Below are 17,830 nucleotides of genomic sequence, written 5' to 3' on the forward strand. Positions count from 1 at the left end.
AAAAAGAACGGGCGCGCCGAGGCGCGCCCGTCTGTTTTCAAGGCTGCCGCGTCAGATGACGAACACCCAGTTGGCGATCAGCATCACCACCACGCCGGCAATCAGCGTCAGGTAAGGCAGCATGCCCGCCTTCTTGACCGAGAGGTCGGCCCCCGCCATGCCGAGGTCTGCCAGCATGTGTTCGGGGAACTTGCCCTTGTCCTGGACGTAGTGGCGGAAGCAGAACACCGGGATGATCAAGGCAGCGGTGATCAGGCCGGCCCACAGCGCCATCGGGTTCCACACCTTGGCGCCGGCGCCCATGAAGATGGCGTTCACATAGGCGAAGATCGCGCCGATGCCGAGCAGCCAGGTCGGCGCCTTCCAGGGGCGGTTGATGTGGCCGTTGTCGATGCGATGGATCCAGCCGGCATTGAGGTTGAGGAAGTTGAAGATGATGTAGCCGCAATTCGACACGGCGAGGATGAAGAAGAAGCTCGTCGCGTCGGCCGAGGCGATGGCCAGCACGATCAGGTTGAAGCAGAGGTCGGTCCACATCGCCCGCGTCGGCGCGCCATGCTCATTGACGTGGCTGAGATAGCGCGGCAGCCAGCCGTCGACCGAACCCTGGTAGAGCGTGCGCGAGGAACCGGCCATCGCCGTCATGATGCAGAGCACCAGGGCCAGGATCATCAGCATGACCAGCAGGCTGTGGATGATCTTGCCGCCGCCGACCATGCCGGCCAGCGCGTCGGCGACGCCCGAGCCGTCGACGATCGGCGTCGCCAGCATGCCGTTCAGGCCGAGCACGCCCTGGAAGGTGAAGGGCACCAGGATGAACAGCAGCATGCAGAGCAGGCCGGAATAGAAGATCGCCTTGAACGTGTCGGTGCCGGGGTTCTTGAACTCCGACGTGTAGCAGACGGCCGTCTCGAAGCCGTAGGTCGACCATGCCGCGATGAACATGCCGCCCAGCACCAGCGTCCAGCCGGCGATGTTCCACGAACCCGGATCGGGCGCGTAGGCGGCCGCCAACGGCACCAGCGGCGAGAAGTTCGCCCAGTCGATCTGGCCGGTGAAGATCGGCACGACGCCGACGATCAGCATCGGGACGATGACCAGCAGGCCGATATATTTCTGCACATTGGCCGTGCCGAGGATGCCGCGATGCTGGATCGCGAAGATGATCAGCATCAGCACCGCGCCGATGAAGAAGGTGGCGTTGAAGGTGAAGGACACTGGACCCAGCGTATGGCTGAACAGCGACCAGGTGCGGATCGCGGGCGTGGCGGCGGCCGCCACCGCGGCGATGGCGTCGGCGGGCGCCGTTCCGGCATGCGCAGCGATGTAGGCGACGACTTCCGGCGATGTCTCGGTGAAGGCCGGGATCGGCGCCAGCGCGTTGAGGATGTAGGCGGCGGCGATCGAGCAGCCGAGCGACAGCACCGGCGACCAGGCGAACCAGTTGCACCACACCGATAGCGGCGCGATGAACTTGGAATAGCGCAGCCATGCCGTGGCGCCGTAGATCGAGGCACCGCCGGATTTGTTCGGGAACAGGCCGGCGATCTCGGCATAGGTGAAGGATTGCAGGAAACCCATGATCATGGATACCGTCCAGATCAGGAAGGCCAGCGTTCCGGTCGTGCCGGCAATGCCGCCGATCGAGAACAGGACCAGCGCTGGAACGCCGCTTGCCACCCAGAAGGCGCCACGCCAGTCGATATGCCTGAGCAGCTTGCTTTCGACAGGCTGCTCGAGGGCCGTGCTTATCGTGCTCATATCTTGTGTCTTCCCCTTTTTGTTGTTCCCCGCCAGCGATGCTTCGGCTCTTGCGAAGCTTGCTCCCCGGCAAATCGACATCGGCCTGTCGTGTTTCCACTCAGTCGTATTTTTTTCTTAAGAGTGAAGATTGATCCGACGCGCTTTCGCGTCAAGCGTTTTGTGGATGTCATGCACATCGCGCTTGCGAAACATGCTCTTTCTCTCCTTTGTGGGAGAAGGTGGATCGGCGCGTAGCGCCGAGACGGATGAGTGTTCCAGCGAAGCGAGCGGCTGGTGTCTTCTGGAATACCCCTCATCCGACCGAACTTCGCTCGGCCACCTACTCCCACAACGGAAGAAGGCAAGGGTTGCCGCTATCAGGAACGCGGCTTGGTCTTCTGCGGATCGTAATGGGCGAAGCCCACGACACGCGCCGGCAGCCGCTTGGCGTGGCCGTCGAGCTTGCCGATCTCGACCTCCGTGCCGATCTCGGCATGAGTGACGTCTAGCCGTGCCAGCGCGATGGTCTTGCCGAGCACCGGCGAACGCATGCCGGAGGTGACGACGCCGATCTGGGCGCGGCCGACATGGACGCAGTCGCCGTGGCCGACGGCGACATTGGCATCGATGTCGAGACCGACGAGCTTGTGCTGCGGATGCTCCTTGCGCCGGATCAGCGCGTCGCGGCCGATGAAGTCGTCGGCCTTGGTCTTGAGTGGCACGGTGAAGCCAATGCCGGCCTCGAACGGATCGGTCTGGTCGGAGAATTCGTAACCGGCGAAGATCAGTCCCGCCTCGATGCGCACCATATCGAGCGCCTGGAGGCCCATCGGCTTCAGCCCGTGCGGCTGGCCGGCCTCCCAGACGGCGTCGAACACTTTTTCGGCGTCGCGCGGATGGCACCAGATCTCGTAACCGAGCTCGCCCGTATAGCCGGTGCGTGAGACGACGACGGGCACGCCATTGCCGCCGCCGATGCGGGCGACGGCGAAGCGGAACCATTCAAGCTCCCCGATCGATGGCTGCACGGGCGAGGTCCAGACCACTTCCTTCAATATGTCGCGGCTCTTCGGACCTTGCACGGCGATGTTGTGCATCTGGTCGGTGGAGGAGCGCACCAGCACGTTGAGGCCGAGCTTCTTCGCCGTCTCGCGCAGCCATTCGCCGGAAAGATCGTCGCCGCCGACCCAGCGAAAATTATCCTTGCCGAGCCTGAGCAACGTCCCGTCGTCGATCATGCCGCCATGCTCGTAGCACATCGCGGTATAGACCACCTGGCCGACCCCAAGCTTCTTGACGTCGCGGGTCAGCGTGTATTGCAGCAGCGCTTCGGCATCCGGACCGGTGACCTCGAACTTGCGCAGCGGTGACAGGTCCATGATCACCGCGGCCTGCCGGCAGGCCCAGTATTCGGCGATGGGGCCTTCCTTGGCGAAGGAATTGGCGAGCCAATAGCCGCGATATTCGACGAAGTCGCGCGTGTGCTTGGCAAAGCTCGAATGAAAGGCTGTCTCGCGGGTCATCTTCGGTTCCGAGTCGGGCTTCATGCGTCTGGCGATCGCTCGCGAGAATTTGTGCTGGCCTGAATAGGCGCGCACATGGATGTCGGTGAGGTCCCAGCCATTGGCGGGCGTGGTGTCGTCCGGGCAGGCCGAGGAGACGCAGACGATGTCGGTCAGGGCGCGCAAGAGCACATAGTCGCCAGGTCGCGACCACGGCTCGTCCGACACCATCACGCCATGCGCGTCGATCGCCGTGTTGAAGAAGAAATTGATCGCCATCCAGCCGGCGCGGGGCGTCACGCCCTTGTCCGACAGCGCCTTGTTGAAATTCTCCGAGCAGTTGGTGTGTCCGGGATAGCCGATGTCGTCGTAATATTTGGCGGCGCAGGCAAGCGCGAAGGCGTCGTGCCGGCCGCATGTGTCCTGCACCACCTCGACCAGCGGCTCCATGTCCTGGTCGTAATATTTCGAATGCAAGCCGGGCATCGGATAGGCCGAACCCATCAGCGTGCGGGTCGTCGTCACGTCGAGCGGCAGGTCGCGCCCCTTGTCCAGCTTGCGCGCGGAAAAACACTGGAAGTCGGTGCATTGCCGGCCATCGACATCGATGATCTGCAAATAGTCGCCCGCCTTGACGAAATAGGCCTCGGCGGTCGCCGACTTCACCCGAAGATCAAGCAGGGGATCGGCAAGCGGATCGGGAAGCTGCGACCTGTTCTTCAGCCGGATCGTGGCGCGCCGCACCAGGACGGTGAGCGGCGTCGCGGTGTTGTGTCCGTCGACCAGCATCGGCCCGCCAGGCGCGGCGATCAGCAGCGCGCCGTCGCGCTGGATGCCAAAGCCCTGCTCGGTGCCGGCCGGCGTGGCGCCGCCGAACACGCGCACACCTTTCGGCTGGTCGAGTTGCACATTGCGGCGCTGGAGGCTGAGGCGCAGCGCTGAGAGGCTGTCGTCGCCGTCGGCGAGCAGCGCCTTGATGCCGGCGGCGTTGCTGTTCGACCGTTCGCCGAAAATGCCGGGATCCGTCGCGCCTGATTTGTCCCAGGCCAGCAGCTCGCAAGGCTGGCCGCCTTCGACATTGCTCACGCTGACGCTGTCGCCCGCCTCGACGTCGATCAGCACCGCGCCATTGCCCTGGACGGTATAGCGCTCCATCCCCGGCGGCAGGCTGATCTGGCCGGGCCTAAGGATCAGGCTCGGCTTGGGCGGCCCGGACAGGACGGCGGGGTAGGGCGACTGGCTCATCTCAAACCCTCCTCCGAGCGAGAAACAAGTTTGCCTGTGTGTAAAATTATTTTCGCCGAGAGAATAGCAGGGGGAATGCGTTTGGCAAGGCGGGACTTCCCTTCTCCCCTTGTGGGAGAAGGTGGATCGGCGCGATAGCGCCGAGACGGATGAGGGGTGTTCCAGCGGAGTGAGACGCTGGCTTTCCCTGGAGCACCCCTCATCCGTCGCCTTCGGCGACACCTTCTCCCACAAGGGGAGAAGGGGTGGTGCTGCGCTACGCCAGTTCCTCGGAATGGCCGATCGTCACGCCATATTCCGCAGCCGAGTCCAAGATCGTGTGCCACAGGCTCTCGGCGAAGGTCGCGAACACCAGCAGGTTGAACACCGCCTGTCCATCCGCCAGATCCTTGCCGCGCCACAGCGTGACACTGGTGTGATCCATCGACGTCGCGGCCGCCGCGCCCACGCCGAAAACATCGGGGTGCAGGTCGATCGAAGACAGCTTGGCGAGCATCGTGCGCGCCTTGTCGCCGGAGACGTTGATCAGCACCCGCGCATGCGATTGGTCGGAAAGCGAGGCCGAACCGACGAAGGCCGGCGCAAGCGCCTCGATCGTATGCTTGCCGCCTCTGGACAGCATCAGGAATTGGTCCGGTCCCGACCAGATCAGCGTCGCGTCGGCAGTATCGACCGCCTTTGGCGTTTCCGGCGCCGCCATGCCGAAGCGCGCCTGCGCGGCCTTCACCATCTCGCCGGCCTTGTCGCGCCGCGCCATCACCTGGACGAGATCGAAATTGCGGATCTCTGTCAGCGCCACGCCGGCGTTGCCTTGCGCGCCATAGGGGCCGGCAATCAGCGCGCGGTCGAGCGGGCTGCGGACGTCCCAGGAAAACTCAGCCACGCTGGCGCCCTCCATCCGGATCGTAGAAGACGGAATTGCAGAGCTCGACATCGTAGTCCTCGCCGCGCAGCGGATCATGCGCCCGCACGATCTCGCCGATGCGTTCGCGGCCGTGCTCGACCAGGCCGAGACCGATCCACTGGTCGAGCACCGGCGAGAAACAGACCGAGGTGACATAGCCCTGGTCGTTGCCGGGGCCGGGGGTCTCGCCCTTTGGAATGATGTGCGCGCCGGAACGCAGGCGGCGCGCCTTGTCGGTCGGCTTGATGCCGACGACCACCTGCCGGTTCGGCGCGACGAGCGCCTCGCGGCCGGCCATGACGCGGCCGATGAAATCCTTCTTGGTCGACATCATCTTGCCGAGGCCGAGATCGCCCGCCGTGGTGGTGCCATTGAGCTCCGGCCCGGCGACATGGCCTTTTTCGATGCGCATCACGCCGAGCGCCTCGGTGCCGTAAGGCGTGACGCCGAACGGCTCGCCGGCAACCATCAGATTGCGCACCAGCGCTTCGCCGTAGCGCGCCGGCACCGAAATCTCGAACGCCATCTCGCCGGAGAAGGAGATGCGGAACAGCCTTGCCTTCAGGCCGCCGCGCAGCCTGACCTCGCGCGCGCCCATGAACGGGAAACCTTCATTCGACAGGTCCTCGGCCGGATCGACGATCTCTTTCAGCAGATCGCGGGTCTTAGGTCCGGCGATCGAGAACTGCGCCCATTGGTCGGAGACCGAGGTCAGCTGCACGTCGAGCTCGGGGAACAGAACCTGGCGGCAGAATTCCAGGTGCTGCATCACCAGTCCAGCTTTGGCCGTCGTGGTGGTGAGGAAGTAATGATCCTCGGCCAGCCGCGAGGTCGTGCCGTCGTCATAGACGATGCCGTCCTCGCGCAGCATCAGCCCGTAGCGCGCCTTGCCGACGGCGAGGCTGGAGAAGGCGTTGATGTAGACGCGGTCGAGGAAGGCGCCCGCGTCGGGCCCGTGCACGTCGATCTTGCCGAGCGTCGAGACGTCGCAGAAGCCGACGCCGCTGCGCACCGCCTTGACCTCGCGGGTGACCGATTCCAGCCAGTCCTTCTCGCCGGCGCGCGGATACCACTGCGCGCGCTTCCATAGGCCGGTGTCGACAAAGACCGCGCCCTGTTCGGCCGCCCAGTGATGCGAGGGCGTCAGCCGCGTCGCATGGAAATTCTCGTCGCGGTGATGGCCGGCGAAGGCGCCGATGGCGACAGGCACGTAAGGCGGCCGGTAGATCGTCGTGCCGGTCTCGGGGATCGACTTGCCGCTGACCGCCGCCATGATGGCGAGGCCGGCGACATTCGAGGTCTTGCCCTGGTCGGTTGCCATGCCGAGCGTCGTGTAGCGCTTCAGATGCTCGACTGATTGAAAACCCTCGCGCTGCGCCAGCTCGACATCGGAAGCGGTGACGTCGTGCTGCTGGTCGACGAAGGCCTTGCCCTTGCCGGCGACATGCCAGAGCGGAGTGATCGAAAAGGCCTCGTCGTCGGCGACCGGCATCGATCCGATATTGCCGCTGCGGCCGGCGTCGCGTGCTGCGGCAGCACCGGCTTCAAACCCTTCGCGCAGACAGGCGCCAAGTCCGAACGCGCCGTTGGCTGCGCCTGCCGCGAGCATGCCGGGCGGTGCGCGATCCGGCACGAAGGCTGCGATGTCGTCGCGCCATTTCGGCCTGCCGCGATGGTAGGAGGTGAGGCCGACCGCGGGGTTCCAGCCGCCAGAGACGGCGAGCCCGTCCGCCTCGACCTCGGCGCGCGCGCCGCCGGCCAGCGAGACGGAAATCTTGCGCACGCCACCCTTGCCGCCGTCGACGCCGGCGACAGCGCCGTGCAGTACCGGAAAGCCGCCTTTGCTGGCCAGCGAGCGGTGGGCCGGCGAAATGTCCGGCCGCGCGTCGATCACGGCGGCCACTTGAAGACCCGACGCGATTGCCGTTTCCGCTGTGCGCCAGCCATCCTCATTGTTGGTGAACAGCGCGATGCGTCTCGCCGGCGTGGCCGCGTAGCGGTTGATGTAGCTGCGCATGGCCGACGCCATCATCACGCCCGGCGTGTCGTTGTCGGCAAAGACGATCGGGCGTTCGATTGCGCCGGCCGCGACGACGCAGCGCTTGGCCACGATCCGCCATAGCCGCTGGCGCACCTGATGCTCGGGCGGCACCGGCAGGTGGTCGTTGACACGCTCGATCGCGCCATAGGTGCCGCCGTCATAGACACCGAACAAAGTCGCGCGCGTCATGATGCGCACATCCGGCATCGCCGTCAGCTCGGCAACCGCGCGCGCAACCCATTCGGCGGCCGGCAATCCGTCGATCATGCCGCCGTCGGCGAGCAGGCGCCCGCCGAGGACGAAATCCTCCTCGCACAGGATGACGCGCGCGCCGCAGCGCGCGGCGGCAAGAGCCACCGCCAGACCCGCCGGGCCGGAACCCGCAATCACCACATCGCAATGCGCCCAGGCCTTGTCATAATGGTCGGGATCGGAAACCTGGGCAGCGCGGCCAAGGCCCGCGGCGCGCCGAATTGCCGGCTCGTAGATCGCTTCCCAGAACTTCGCCGGCCACATGAAGGTCTTGTAGTAGAAGCCGGCGACGAAGATCGGCGCGAACAGCTGGTTGACCGACATCACGTCGAAATTGAGCGACGGCCAGCGGTTTTGGCTGGCGGCTTCGAGCCCTTCATAGAGCTCGGCGGTCGTCGCCTTGGTGTTCGGCTCGCGCCTTGCGCCGCTGCGCAATTCGACCAGCGCGTTCGGCTCTTCCGAGCCAGCCGTCAGGATGCCGCGCGGGCGATGATATTTGAACGAGCGGCCGACGAGCTTGACGCCATTGGCGACCAGCGCGGAAGCCAGCGTATCGCCCTTGAAGCCGAAGAGGGTCTTGCCGTCGAAGCGGAAGTTGAGCGCGGTCGAGCGGTCGATGAGACCGCCATTGTTCAGCCGGTTTGCCTGATCGCCGCGCATCACACACCAACCTTGGCGGCGCCTGCGCCCGCCGCCGGCTCGACGGCCGAAATCTCATGCGTCAGCGTGTTGCGGGTGACCTTCAGCCAGGCCCGGCAGCCGCCGCCATGGTACCAGTGCTCGCTCATCGGGCCGGCAATGTTGTCGCGCAGATAGACGTAATCGTAGACCGCGTCCTCGCCGGCATCGGCCGCCGGCCGTTGTGGCTTGGCGTCGCCGAGATAGGTGAACTCGCCGAGTTCGCGTTCGCCGCAGAAGGGACAGACTATGCGCATGGCTGGGTCTTCAATGCATGATGCCAAAAAGTGTGAAGCGGTTTTTGGATAACATCATGCTCTATCCCTAATGCAGGTTCGGTTGGGCGCCCTGGCCCTTCTCGTCGATCATGGCGCCGCGCTGGAAACGGTCGAGGCGGAAAAGCGCGGCTTCCTTGTGCGATTGATCGCGGGCGATGAGATGGGCGAAGACGAAACCGGAGCCGGGCGTCGCCTTGAAGCCGCCATAGCACCAGCCGGCATTGATGTAGAGGCCGTCGACCGGGCTCTTGTCGATGATCGGCGAGCCGTCCATCGACATGTCCATGATGCCCCCCCACTGGCGCAAAAGCCGCACGCGGCCGATCATCGGGATCAGCGCCATACCGCCCTCGCAGACATCCTCCACGACCGGCAGATTGCCGCGCTGGGCATAGGAATTGTAGCCGTCGATATCGCCGCCGAAGACCAGCCCGCCCTTGTCCGACTGGCTGACATAGAAGTGTCCGGCGCCGAAGGTCATGACCCCGGGGATCAGCGGCTTGATCGCTTCGGAGACGAAGGCCTGCAGCACATGGCTTTCGATCGGCAGGCGAAGACCTGCCATAGCCGCGACCCGTGACGAGGAGCCGGCCACTGCCATGCCGACCTTGCCGGCGCCGATCTTGCCGCGCGATGTCTCGACGCCGGTCACCTTGCCGTTGGCGTCGCGCGTGAAGCCGGTAACCTCGCAATTCTGGATGATGTCGACGCCGAGTTCGCTCGCCGCATGCGCGTAGCCCCAGACCACGGCGTCGTGTCGTGCGGTTCCACCGCGGCGTTGCAGCAGTCCGCCTTGCACGGGGAAACGCGCATTGTCGAAATTCAGGAACGGCAGCATTTTGCGCAGCGCCGCCTGGTCGAGCAGTTCCGCATCGATGCCGTTGATGCGCATGGTGTTGCCGCGCCGGGCGAAAGCATCGCGCTGCGCGTCGGAGTGATAGAGGTTGAGCACGCCGCGCTGGCTGACCATCGCGTTATAGTTGAGGTCCTGCTCCATCCGCTCCCACAGCTTCATCGACAATTCGTAGAAGCCGGTGTTGCCGGGAAGGCCGTAATTGGAGCGGATGATGGTGGTGTTGCGGCCGGCATTGCCGGAGCCGATCCACCCTTTTTCCAGCACCGCGACATTGCGGATACCGAACTCGCTGGCGAGAAACCAGGCGGTGGCGAGCCCGTGGCCGCCGCCGCCGATGATGATCACGTCATAGCGGTCCTTGGGCGCAGCATCGCGCCAGGTCGGCTGCCAGTTCTTGTGGCCGGAGAGGGCGGCGCGGGCGAGCGAGAAGATCGAATATTTCATCAGTTCATTCCGAGGTCGCTCGCACCGCTAGAGCATGATGCCGAAAAGTGTGAAGCGGTTTTCGGACGACATCATGCTCCACTACGGGACGGTCAGATATCCAGCGTGTGGTCGCGCTCCCACTGCGTGAAGTGGGAAGCATAGGAATTCCATTCCTGCTGCTTCAGCTTTAGATATGCCGACGAGAATTCCTCACCCAGCGCCGCCTTGAGCGATTTGTCCCTATCGAACTCGCGCAGCGCGTCGAGCAGGTTGAGCGGCAGTTTCGGCGCATCCGTCACCGTGTGGCCGAGCTGGTACATGTCGATGTCGTAGCGCTTGCCGGGATCGGCCTTCGAGCGGATGCCGTCGAGGCCGGCGGCGATGATGACCGCTTGCAGCAGATAGGGATTGGCGGCGCCGTCCGGCAGGCGCAATTCGAAGCGGCCGGGTCCCGGTACGCGCACCATATGCGTGCGGTTGTTGCCGGTCCAGGTCACCGCGTTCGGTGCCCAGGTCGCGCCCGAAATGGTGCGCGGCGCGTTGATGCGCTTGTAGGAATTGACGGTCGGATTGGTGATCGCGGCAAGCGCCGAGGCATGCTTCATGATGCCGCCGAGGAAGTTCCTGCCCTTGGCGGACAGGCCGAGCTCTTGCGAATTGTCGGCAAAGACATTGGTCTTGCCGGTCTCGTCCCACACCGAGATGTGCGCATGGCAGCCATTGCCGGTCAGGCCCTGGAAGGGCTTGGGCATGAACGTCGCGCGCAGGCCATGCTTTTCGGCGATCGACTTGACCATGAACTTGAAGAAGGAGTGCTTGTCGGCGGTCGCCAGCGCGTGATCGAAGGTCCAGTTCATCTCGAACTGGCCGTTGGCGTCCTCATGGTCGTTCTGGTACGGGCCCCAGCCCAACGCCAGCATGTGGTCGCAGATCTCGGCGATGACGTCGTAGCGCCGCATCACGGCCTGCTGGTCGTAGCAGGGCTTCGAGGCTGTATCGTATTCGTCGGAGATCGCCTTGCCATCAGGCGAGATCAGGAAGAACTCGGCCTCGACGCCGGTCTTGACATGCATCCCGTCGCGGGCGGCTTCGTCGATCAGCCGCTTCAGCGTGTTGCGCGGCGCCTGGTTCACCTCCTTGTCGTCCATGATGCAGTTGGCGGCTACCCAGGCGACGTCCTTCTTCCACGGCAGCTGGATGACCGAAGCCGGATCCGGCACGGCCAGCATGTCGGGATGCGCCGGCGTCAGGTCGAGCCATGTGGCGAAGCCGGCAAATCCTGCACCGTCCTTCTGCATGTCGGCGATCGCCTGCGCCGGCACCAGCTTGGCACGCTGCCCGCTGAACAGGTCGGTGTAGGAGATCATGAAATATTTGACGCCGTTCTCCTTGGCGAATGCGGCGAGATCGTTCCCCATTATGTAGTTCCTCGCTTATGTGTCTTGGAAGTTTGTCCTAGAAGCCGTTCTTCCCAGGTATCCAGCTGGTGCCGGCCAAAGGCACGCCGGCCATGGCGGCAGCTTCGATCGAGAGCGCTACGAGATCCTCGGGCTCGAGATTGTGCAGGCTGTTCTTGCCGCAGGCGCGTGCGATGGTCTGCGCTTCGAGCGTCATCACCTTGAGGTAGTTCGCCAGCCGTCGCCCGGCCGCGATCGGGTCGACCCGCTTCATCAATTCGGGATCCTGCGTGGTGATGCCCGCCGGGTCGCGCCCTTCGTGCCAGTCGTCATAGGCGCCGGCCGTGGTGCCGAGCGCGTTGTAGTCCGCCTCCCAGCGTGGATCGTTGTCGCCTAGCGCGACCAGCGCCGCCGTGCCGATCGAGACGGCGTCGACGCCCAGCGCCAGCGCCTTGGCGACATCGGCGCCGTTGCGGATGCCGCCCGAGACGATGAGCTGCACCTTGCGATGCATGCCGAGGTCCTGCAGCGCCTGCACCGCCGGCCGGATGCAGGCAAGCGTCGGCTGGCCGACATTCTCGATGAACACTTCCTGGGTGGCAGCGGTGCCGCCCTGCATGCCGTCGACCACGACGACATCGGCGCCGGCCTTCACCGCGAGCGCGGTGTCGTAATAGGGCCGCGCCCCGCCGACCTTGACGTAGATCGGCTTTTCCCAGTCGGTGATCTCGCGCAGCTCGAGGATCTTGATCTCGAGATCGTCCGGTCCGGTCCAGTCGGGGTGGCGCGAAGCCGAGCGCTGGTCGATGCCCTTGGGCAGCGTGCGCATCTCGGCGACGCGGTCGGAGATCTTCTGTCCGAGCAGCATGCCGCCGCCGCCCGGCTTGGCGCCCTGGCCGACGACCACTTCGATGGCGTCGGCGCGGCGCAGGTCGCGCGGGTTCATGCCGTAGCGCGAGGGCAGGTACTGATAGACCAGCGTCTTGGAATGCCCGCGTTCTTCCTCGGTCATGCCGCCGTCACCGGTGGTGGTCGAGGTGCCGGAAAGCGTGGCGCCGCGCCCCAAGGCTTCCTTAGCCGGCCCGGACAGCGAGCCAAAGCTCATGCCGGCAATGGTGATCGGGATCTTAAGCTCGATCGGCTTCCTGGCGTGGCGCGAGCCGAGCACTACCGAGGTGTCGCAGCGCTCGCGATAGCCTTCGAGCGGATAGCGCGAGATCGAGGCGCCGAGGAACAGCAGGTCGTCGAAATGCGGCAGCTTGCGCTTGGCGCCGGCGCCGCGGATGTCATAGATGCCGGTCGCGGCCGCGCGGCGGATTTCGGAAAGCGTGTAATCGTCGAAGGTCGCGGATTTGCGCGGCGTCGTCGGCGGGTTGCGGTAGGTCATCTTGCCTCAATACGCGTCGGCGTTATCGATGTTGAAATTGTAGAGTTTGCGGGCCGAGCCGTAGCGCTTGAACTCCGAGGCCTTGACGCCGGTCACGCCGGCCTTGTCGAGCAGGGCCTGCAGCAATTCGATATGCTCGGGCCGCATCTCCTTGGCGATGCAGTCGGCGCCGAGGCTCTCCACCTTGCCGCGCACGAAGAGCCGCGCCTCGTAGATGGAATCGCCCAGCGCGTCGCCGGCGTCGCCCAGCACCACGAGGTTGCCGGACTGCGCCATGAAGGCCGACATGTGGCCGATATTGCCGTGCACGACGATGTCGATGCCTTTCATCGAAATGCCGCAGCGCGACGAGGCATTGCCTTCGATGACCAGCAGGCCGCCGCGGCCGGTGGCGCCGGCATACTGGCTGGCATCGCCCTTGATGACGATCGAGCCGGACATCATGTTCTCGCCGACACCGGGGCCGGCCGAGCCATGCACGGTGATCGCCGCGCCATCATTCATGCCGGCGCAGTAATAGCCGACGCTGCCGCGCACATCGATGCTGACGGGCTGATCGACGCCGACCGCCACCGAATGGCTGCCCTTCGGGTTGAGCACTTCCCAGGCGGTCTCGTTCGAGCCGGGCGTGAGCTGGTGCAGCGCCTGGTTCAACTCGCGCAGCGAATGCACGGACAGGTCAAAGACGCGTGATGCCTGACTGTGGGCATGGCCTGGCTCGCGCTCGGCCTTCGACATTGGGGTTGCCGGCATCAGCTCAATGCTCCCAGAAATAAACGGTTGCGGGCTCGGGCTCCCAGACCCGCGCATTGTCGATGCCGGGAAGCTTGGTCAGCGCACGATATTCGGAGCCGAAGGCGACATACTGGTCGGTCTCGGCCATCACGGCCGGCTTGCAGGCGATCGGATCGCGCACCACACCGAAGCCATTCTTGGTGCCGACGACGAAGGTGAAGAAGCCGTCGAGGTCAGAGAGCGTGCCTTCCAGCGCCTCGCCGAGATTCTTGCCATGCGCCATCCGGTTGGACAGATAGGCAGCCGCCACCTCGGTGTCGTTCTCGGTCTCGAAGGTCATGCCGTCGCGAATCAGCTCGCGGCGTACATTGTTGTGGTTGGAGAGCGAGCCATTGTGCACCAGGCACTGGTCGGCGCCGGTCGAGAAAGGATGCGCGCCCATCGTCGTCACCGCCGATTCCGTTGCCATGCGGGTGTGGCCGATACCGTGCGTGCCGGTCATCGCGCGCACGTCGAAACGGTCGACGACCGCTTCGGGCAGGCCGACTTCCTTGTAGATCTCGACTGCTTCGCCGGCGCCCATGATGCGGATGTCGGGCCGGAGCGTCTGCAGCGCCTCGCGCGCGGCGTCGACCTTGTCCGGCGTGGTCCGGATCACCGCATGCGTCGATTTCACAGCGACGCTGACCGGCGCGCCGATTGCCTTGGCGAGCTCGGCGTCGAGGCCGCGGAAATCGCGATCGGGCTTCGGCGACTGCACGGTGATCTTGGCTTCATTGCCGGTGGCCGCGCCATAGATGGCGATGCCGGCACTGTCCGGGCCGCGGTCGCTGAGCGACACCAGCATCTCCGACAGCATGGCGCCGAGCTTCGGCTCCAGCGCCTTATCCTTCAAGAAAAGTCCGACGATTCCGCACATGCCAGCCTCCAACGTTTTTTGGCTCTCAGATGATGTACCCAATGAGTAAGCCGAATTCAATTGGTATGAAAAAAATTTTCCTGTGATTACATATTGGACGGGGCATTGCCCTCGGCACTATCGCCGTCCGGTCGCGCCTTGTGAACCCAGATCGCATGGCGGATGCGCGCAATCCGGTAGGCGTCGAGGATAGAGAAGGCATAGATCAGGAAGCCGCCGGCATGGCGGCCGATGAAGCCGGCGTCGGCCGGCGCCAGCTTCATCGTTATCCAGCCAAGGATCACCATGAAGAACAGGAATTGCAGGCCGCGCGCCGGCACGCCGAGCATGACATGGCCGCTTGCCGGTAAGACGATCGCGGCGCCGAGCACGAGATAGGGATTCGCGGGAGCAGGGGTGGCGGTTTCGTCGCTCATGCGGCCCGCCTTTCGCGCCGGTTGATGGCTTGGCGAAGCGTCGAGGCTGCCTCGAGCAGCCGTTCGATCAAGGCCGGATCGATCCCGGCATCGCCGAACGCCGCCTGCCGGAACACACCGTAGCGAGCGCGCTCGGCCTCGGCCAGCAGCCAGACGATGCGCACGCCCTTCGGCGTGATCAGCAATTCCTTGGCGCGGCTTTCGGCAAAGATGTCTGTATGCGCGGCGATCAGATCCTGCGGGAAGGCGACGCCTCTGCGGTCCGTCCTGAGCACCGCGTCGGCGGGAAGGCCGAGCACCTTCGGCAGCGTGTGCGGCAGATGGTCGAAATTGGAGAATGTCGTCGCCGAATTCGGCCGCATCATCATGTCGAACGTGCCCGGCACAGCGACCGGCTCGGTGATCGAAACGCTGAGCCAGCGCGTCGGCAGCTTTCGCGTCGCCAGCGTGTCGACGATCGTCCGCACCTGGATGCGCTGACCATTCCAGGAACCGGCCCAGGTCACGACGCCGGCCGTGCCGTCGGAAATGTCGGCGGCGTCCGCAACGACGCTGCGGATGCTCGCCATATCGGCGGCCAAGGCCGCCTTCGCCCTGTTGCGGCCCGCGCGCGCCAGCCAGACAATATGAGCGGCGACGCCCAGTGCGATCGCCCCGGTAAGCAATACTGACGTCAGCTCAGACATTTCGATACGCCACGGCCCGCCGTCGAACGGCGGGCCCTTACTCCACTCAATAACCCTGCGGCTTCGGCCACGGCATAGAGAACTGGTCGCCGCGCCGCACGAACTTGTAGCGGTAGAAGTGGAACCATAGCGAGATCAGGAAATAGAACACGGTCATCGCGATCAGCTGCGAGCCGAAGCCGAGGAAGATGGCGAAGAAAGTCACCATGCACAGGCAGAACAGGACGACCGCCGGCAGTGGGTGGAAGGGGTGCGTGTAGCCGCGGCGGATCGAACCCAGCGGCCACTTCTTGCGGAACATCATGATGTTGATGCTCATGAAGGTGTATTGCAGCACGCCCGACAGGATCGAGAAGGTGATCGCCTGGTTGAGATCGGCGATGAAGGCGAAGGCCAACGCGATCGGCAGCAGGAACAGGATCGAGCGATAGGGCGTGCGGTATTTCGGATGCACCGCCGAGAACCAGCTCGGCAGATAGCGGTCGCGTCCGAGCGAGAACCAGGCGCGCGCCGCGTCGTTGATGCAGCCATTGGCCGACGCGAGCGCGGCCAGCAGCGTCGCGATGAAGAGCAGGTTTTCCAGCAGCGGGCTGCCCGTCAGTTTGCCGGCGTCCCATAGCGGATAATAGGTGATGCCGAGATACTCCCAGGGCATCAGCGAGGCGCAGACATACCAGGTCATCGCGGCGGCGATCAGAAGCGTGATCATGCCGGCCATGGTGCCGTAGGGCAGGGAGCGCGCCGGCGAGCGCACTTCCTCGGCGGCCTGGGTCGTGCCCTCGATGCCGAGATAATACCAGATGCCGAACTGGAAGGCGGCGATGACGCCGATCCAGCCATAGGGCAGCGCATTGGCGGGGGTGACCAGTTCGTTGAGCTTCAGCACCGTGCCTTGCGTCCACGGGCTGACCGAGAAGAACAGGATGACGATCGAGACATAGGCGATCGCGGTGATGACGAAGTTGACGTTGAGTGTCATCAGCACGCCGCGATAGTTGAGCCAGGCGAGCACGACGATGGTGGCGGCGATGAAGGAATTGTGCGTCAGCCCCTCGACGCCGGCCTTGGCGACGATCGTGTCGCCGAGCAGGATCGCGTCCGACACTTCGAGCATGGTGTAGGCAAACACCAGGAACAGCGCGACGTTGAAGGCCATCAGCGGCCCGACGATATGCTTGGCCTGCGCATATTGGCCGCCAGCGGCGGCGACGGTGGACGTCACCTCCGAATCGATCATGGCGACCGAGGTGTAGAGCAGCCCGACGACCCAGCAGACGATCAGCGCGGCGAGCGCGCCTCCCTTGTCGGCGGAGAAATTCCAGCCGGTGAACTCGCCGACCAGCACGATGCCGACGCCGAGCGCCCACACATGCGCCGGGCCGAGCACCCGAAGCAGCGAGACCCTGTCGCCGTGGATTGTCGTCGTTTGTGCCGTTTCAACCGCAGCCGTCATGTCAGTCCCCACTCAGATCCGGTGTTTTTCGGAAACGGCTTCAAGCTCGCCTTCACGGGAAGACGTCAAAGTCTCCTCGGAATAGGTCGTATCGACCTTGAACCAGTCGTAGAGCATCCACGCCGCAAGCACGACCGAGATGCCCCAGCAAACGTAAGACAGTCCCATCCACATGATGTGTTCCCCGGTCTCTTTGTCGTCGAAAGTCTCTTTGTCGTCGAAGTCTATTTGTCCTCGAACTTCTCGTTGATCACCTCGCGATATTCCTTATCGGAGGCGCGGAACAGGAAGACGAAATAGGCGATCAGCACGATCGCCATGATGATCAGCGTCGGCCAGTCGATGATGTAGTGGAAGCGGTTCTGGATGATGTCGTGCGCCGTCTCCGGCGTGTAGCCCAGCTTCTCCCAGATCGAGGCCATGGTCGCGTTCTGGCCGAGCGCGTCCCAGGTCTTGGCGTCGAGCGGGTCGATCGACTTCGCCGCCCCGGCAAAGCCGAGTTTCAGCGGCAGCCAGAGCGCCACGAAGATCGCGACCACCACGACCGCTATGTCGAGGATCTGTCCGGCCTTGCTCTGCTCCGGCGGGGTATAGCGAGCCATGGTTTCTCCCTTCACGATTGGCGGTTGCGGGCGGCGTCGGCGTTCTTGATGTCGAGCCCGTAGATGAAGCCCTTGTCTTCCTTGTAGTGGTTGAGCATGGCGAGGATCGCGGCGGTGTTGAAGATCAGCACCGCGGCGGCTGCAACCGCCACCACGAGCTTGATGCCGCTATGCGGAATGTATGGCCATGTCATCAGGAGGACGAAGAGGATCGTTGCCCACAGGCATACGATCAGGAGCACGGACCCACGCACGTCGGAACGGTACAGCGCTTCGATGCGCTGCTGCATGTCGGACATCGGTTTTCCCC

Annotated in this window: 16 protein-coding genes; all 16 read right to left on the reverse strand. The window is 64.4% G+C overall.

Annotated elements, in window-relative coordinates; translation table 11 throughout:
* Positions 1 to 51 precede the first annotated feature (51 nt).
* Positions 52 to 1,761: an APC family permease gene (locus LB525_RS08775; protein ID WP_140844239.1), complete on the reverse strand. Its 1,710-nt coding sequence runs from the start codon at positions 1,759 to 1,761 to the stop codon at positions 52 to 54.
* Positions 1,762 to 2,120: 359 nt separating this feature from the next.
* Complete coding sequence (locus tag LB525_RS08780; protein WP_224544330.1) at positions 2,121 to 4,490, reverse strand: DUF1989 domain-containing protein; 2,370 nt, start codon at positions 4,488 to 4,490, stop codon at positions 2,121 to 2,123.
* Positions 4,491 to 4,746: 256 nt separating this feature from the next.
* Positions 4,747 to 5,373 (reverse strand): sarcosine oxidase subunit gamma, encoded by a 627-nt coding sequence (locus LB525_RS08785; RefSeq protein WP_224544331.1) that lies wholly within the window; start codon positions 5,371 to 5,373, stop codon positions 4,747 to 4,749.
* Positions 5,366 to 8,347, reverse strand: a complete 2,982-nt coding sequence (locus LB525_RS08790; protein ID WP_224544332.1) for a sarcosine oxidase subunit alpha — start codon at positions 8,345 to 8,347, stop codon at positions 5,366 to 5,368. Before LB525_RS08790 ends, LB525_RS08785 begins: the two co-directional genes overlap by 8 nt.
* A complete protein-coding gene (locus tag LB525_RS08795; RefSeq protein WP_224515831.1) occupies positions 8,347 to 8,622 on the reverse strand; it encodes a sarcosine oxidase subunit delta in 276 nt (91 codons plus the stop codon). The genes LB525_RS08790 and LB525_RS08795 overlap by 1 nt, the downstream gene beginning before the upstream one ends.
* Before the next feature lie 67 nt (positions 8,623 to 8,689).
* Complete coding sequence (locus LB525_RS08800; RefSeq protein WP_095768777.1) at positions 8,690 to 9,943, reverse strand: sarcosine oxidase subunit beta family protein; 1,254 nt, start codon at positions 9,941 to 9,943, stop codon at positions 8,690 to 8,692.
* A 92-nt stretch (positions 9,944 to 10,035) separates the two neighbouring features.
* Complete coding sequence (gene glnT / locus LB525_RS08805; RefSeq protein WP_224544333.1) at positions 10,036 to 11,343, reverse strand: type III glutamate--ammonia ligase; 1,308 nt, start codon at positions 11,341 to 11,343, stop codon at positions 10,036 to 10,038.
* 37 nt (positions 11,344 to 11,380) lie between these two features.
* Complete coding sequence (locus LB525_RS08810; protein WP_224515833.1) at positions 11,381 to 12,709, reverse strand: FMN-binding glutamate synthase family protein; 1,329 nt, start codon at positions 12,707 to 12,709, stop codon at positions 11,381 to 11,383.
* Between the two features lie 6 nt (positions 12,710 to 12,715).
* Positions 12,716 to 13,462, reverse strand: coding sequence for a GXGXG domain-containing protein (locus tag LB525_RS08815; RefSeq protein ID WP_140844227.1), 747 nt, complete (start codon positions 13,460 to 13,462; stop codon positions 12,716 to 12,718).
* A 4-nt stretch (positions 13,463 to 13,466) separates the two neighbouring features.
* Positions 13,467 to 14,363, reverse strand: coding sequence for a class II glutamine amidotransferase (locus LB525_RS08820; protein WP_224544334.1), 897 nt, complete (start codon positions 14,361 to 14,363; stop codon positions 13,467 to 13,469).
* 86 nt (positions 14,364 to 14,449) lie between these two features.
* Positions 14,450 to 14,779, reverse strand: coding sequence for a hypothetical protein (locus tag LB525_RS08825; RefSeq protein WP_224544335.1), 330 nt, complete (start codon positions 14,777 to 14,779; stop codon positions 14,450 to 14,452).
* Positions 14,776 to 15,465 carry a hypothetical protein gene (locus LB525_RS08830; RefSeq protein ID WP_224544336.1) on the reverse strand — a complete coding sequence of 230 codons (690 nt, stop codon included), beginning with the start codon at positions 15,463 to 15,465 and terminating at the stop codon, positions 14,776 to 14,778. The genes LB525_RS08825 and LB525_RS08830 overlap by 4 nt, the downstream gene beginning before the upstream one ends.
* 46 nt (positions 15,466 to 15,511) lie before the next feature.
* Positions 15,512 to 16,918, reverse strand: a complete 1,407-nt coding sequence (locus LB525_RS08835; RefSeq protein WP_224544337.1) for an APC family permease — start codon at positions 16,916 to 16,918, stop codon at positions 15,512 to 15,514.
* A gap of 12 nt (positions 16,919 to 16,930) precedes the next feature.
* Positions 16,931 to 17,092, reverse strand: coding sequence for a hypothetical protein (locus LB525_RS08840; RefSeq protein ID WP_095768770.1), 162 nt, complete (start codon positions 17,090 to 17,092; stop codon positions 16,931 to 16,933).
* A 50-nt stretch (positions 17,093 to 17,142) separates the two neighbouring features.
* Positions 17,143 to 17,520, reverse strand: coding sequence for a hypothetical protein (locus LB525_RS08845; protein ID WP_224544338.1), 378 nt, complete (start codon positions 17,518 to 17,520; stop codon positions 17,143 to 17,145).
* An 11-nt stretch (positions 17,521 to 17,531) separates the two neighbouring features.
* Positions 17,532 to 17,819, reverse strand: a complete 288-nt coding sequence (locus LB525_RS08850) for a hypothetical protein (RefSeq protein WP_224544339.1) — start codon at positions 17,817 to 17,819, stop codon at positions 17,532 to 17,534.
* Positions 17,820 to 17,830: the final 11 nt, after the last annotated feature.

It is taken from the genome of Mesorhizobium sp. CA16 (genome assembly GCF_020165175.1).
Classification (GTDB): Bacteria; Pseudomonadota; Alphaproteobacteria; order Rhizobiales; family Rhizobiaceae; genus Mesorhizobium.

Coding starts and splice junctions, on each gene's coding strand:
- LB525_RS08775 (WP_140844239.1), bottom strand. CDS start 1,761: ATGAGCACGATAAGCACGGCCCTCGAGCAGCCTGTCGAAAGCAAGCTG.
- LB525_RS08780 (WP_224544330.1), bottom strand. CDS start 4,490: ATGAGCCAGTCGCCCTACCCCGCCGTCCTGTCCGGGCCGCCCAAGCCG.
- LB525_RS08790 (WP_224544332.1), bottom strand. CDS start 8,347: ATGCGCGGCGATCAGGCAAACCGGCTGAACAATGGCGGTCTCATCGAC.
- LB525_RS08795 (WP_224515831.1), bottom strand. CDS start 8,622: ATGCGCATAGTCTGTCCCTTCTGCGGCGAACGCGAACTCGGCGAGTTC.
- LB525_RS08800 (WP_095768777.1), bottom strand. CDS start 9,943: ATGAAATATTCGATCTTCTCGCTCGCCCGCGCCGCCCTCTCCGGCCAC.
- glnT (WP_224544333.1), bottom strand. CDS start 11,343: ATGGGGAACGATCTCGCCGCATTCGCCAAGGAGAACGGCGTCAAATAT.
- LB525_RS08810 (WP_224515833.1), bottom strand. CDS start 12,709: ATGACCTACCGCAACCCGCCGACGACGCCGCGCAAATCCGCGACCTTC.
- LB525_RS08815 (WP_140844227.1), bottom strand. CDS start 13,462: ATGCCGGCAACCCCAATGTCGAAGGCCGAGCGCGAGCCAGGCCATGCC.
- LB525_RS08820 (WP_224544334.1), bottom strand. CDS start 14,363: ATGTGCGGAATCGTCGGACTTTTCTTGAAGGATAAGGCGCTGGAGCCG.
- LB525_RS08825 (WP_224544335.1), bottom strand. CDS start 14,779: ATGAGCGACGAAACCGCCACCCCTGCTCCCGCGAATCCCTATCTCGTG.
- LB525_RS08830 (WP_224544336.1), bottom strand. CDS start 15,465: ATGTCTGAGCTGACGTCAGTATTGCTTACCGGGGCGATCGCACTGGGC.
- LB525_RS08835 (WP_224544337.1), bottom strand. CDS start 16,918: ATGACGGCTGCGGTTGAAACGGCACAAACGACGACAATCCACGGCGAC.
- LB525_RS08840 (WP_095768770.1), bottom strand. CDS start 17,092: ATGTGGATGGGACTGTCTTACGTTTGCTGGGGCATCTCGGTCGTGCTT.
- LB525_RS08845 (WP_224544338.1), bottom strand. CDS start 17,520: ATGGCTCGCTATACCCCGCCGGAGCAGAGCAAGGCCGGACAGATCCTC.
- LB525_RS08850 (WP_224544339.1), bottom strand. CDS start 17,819: ATGTCCGACATGCAGCAGCGCATCGAAGCGCTGTACCGTTCCGACGTG.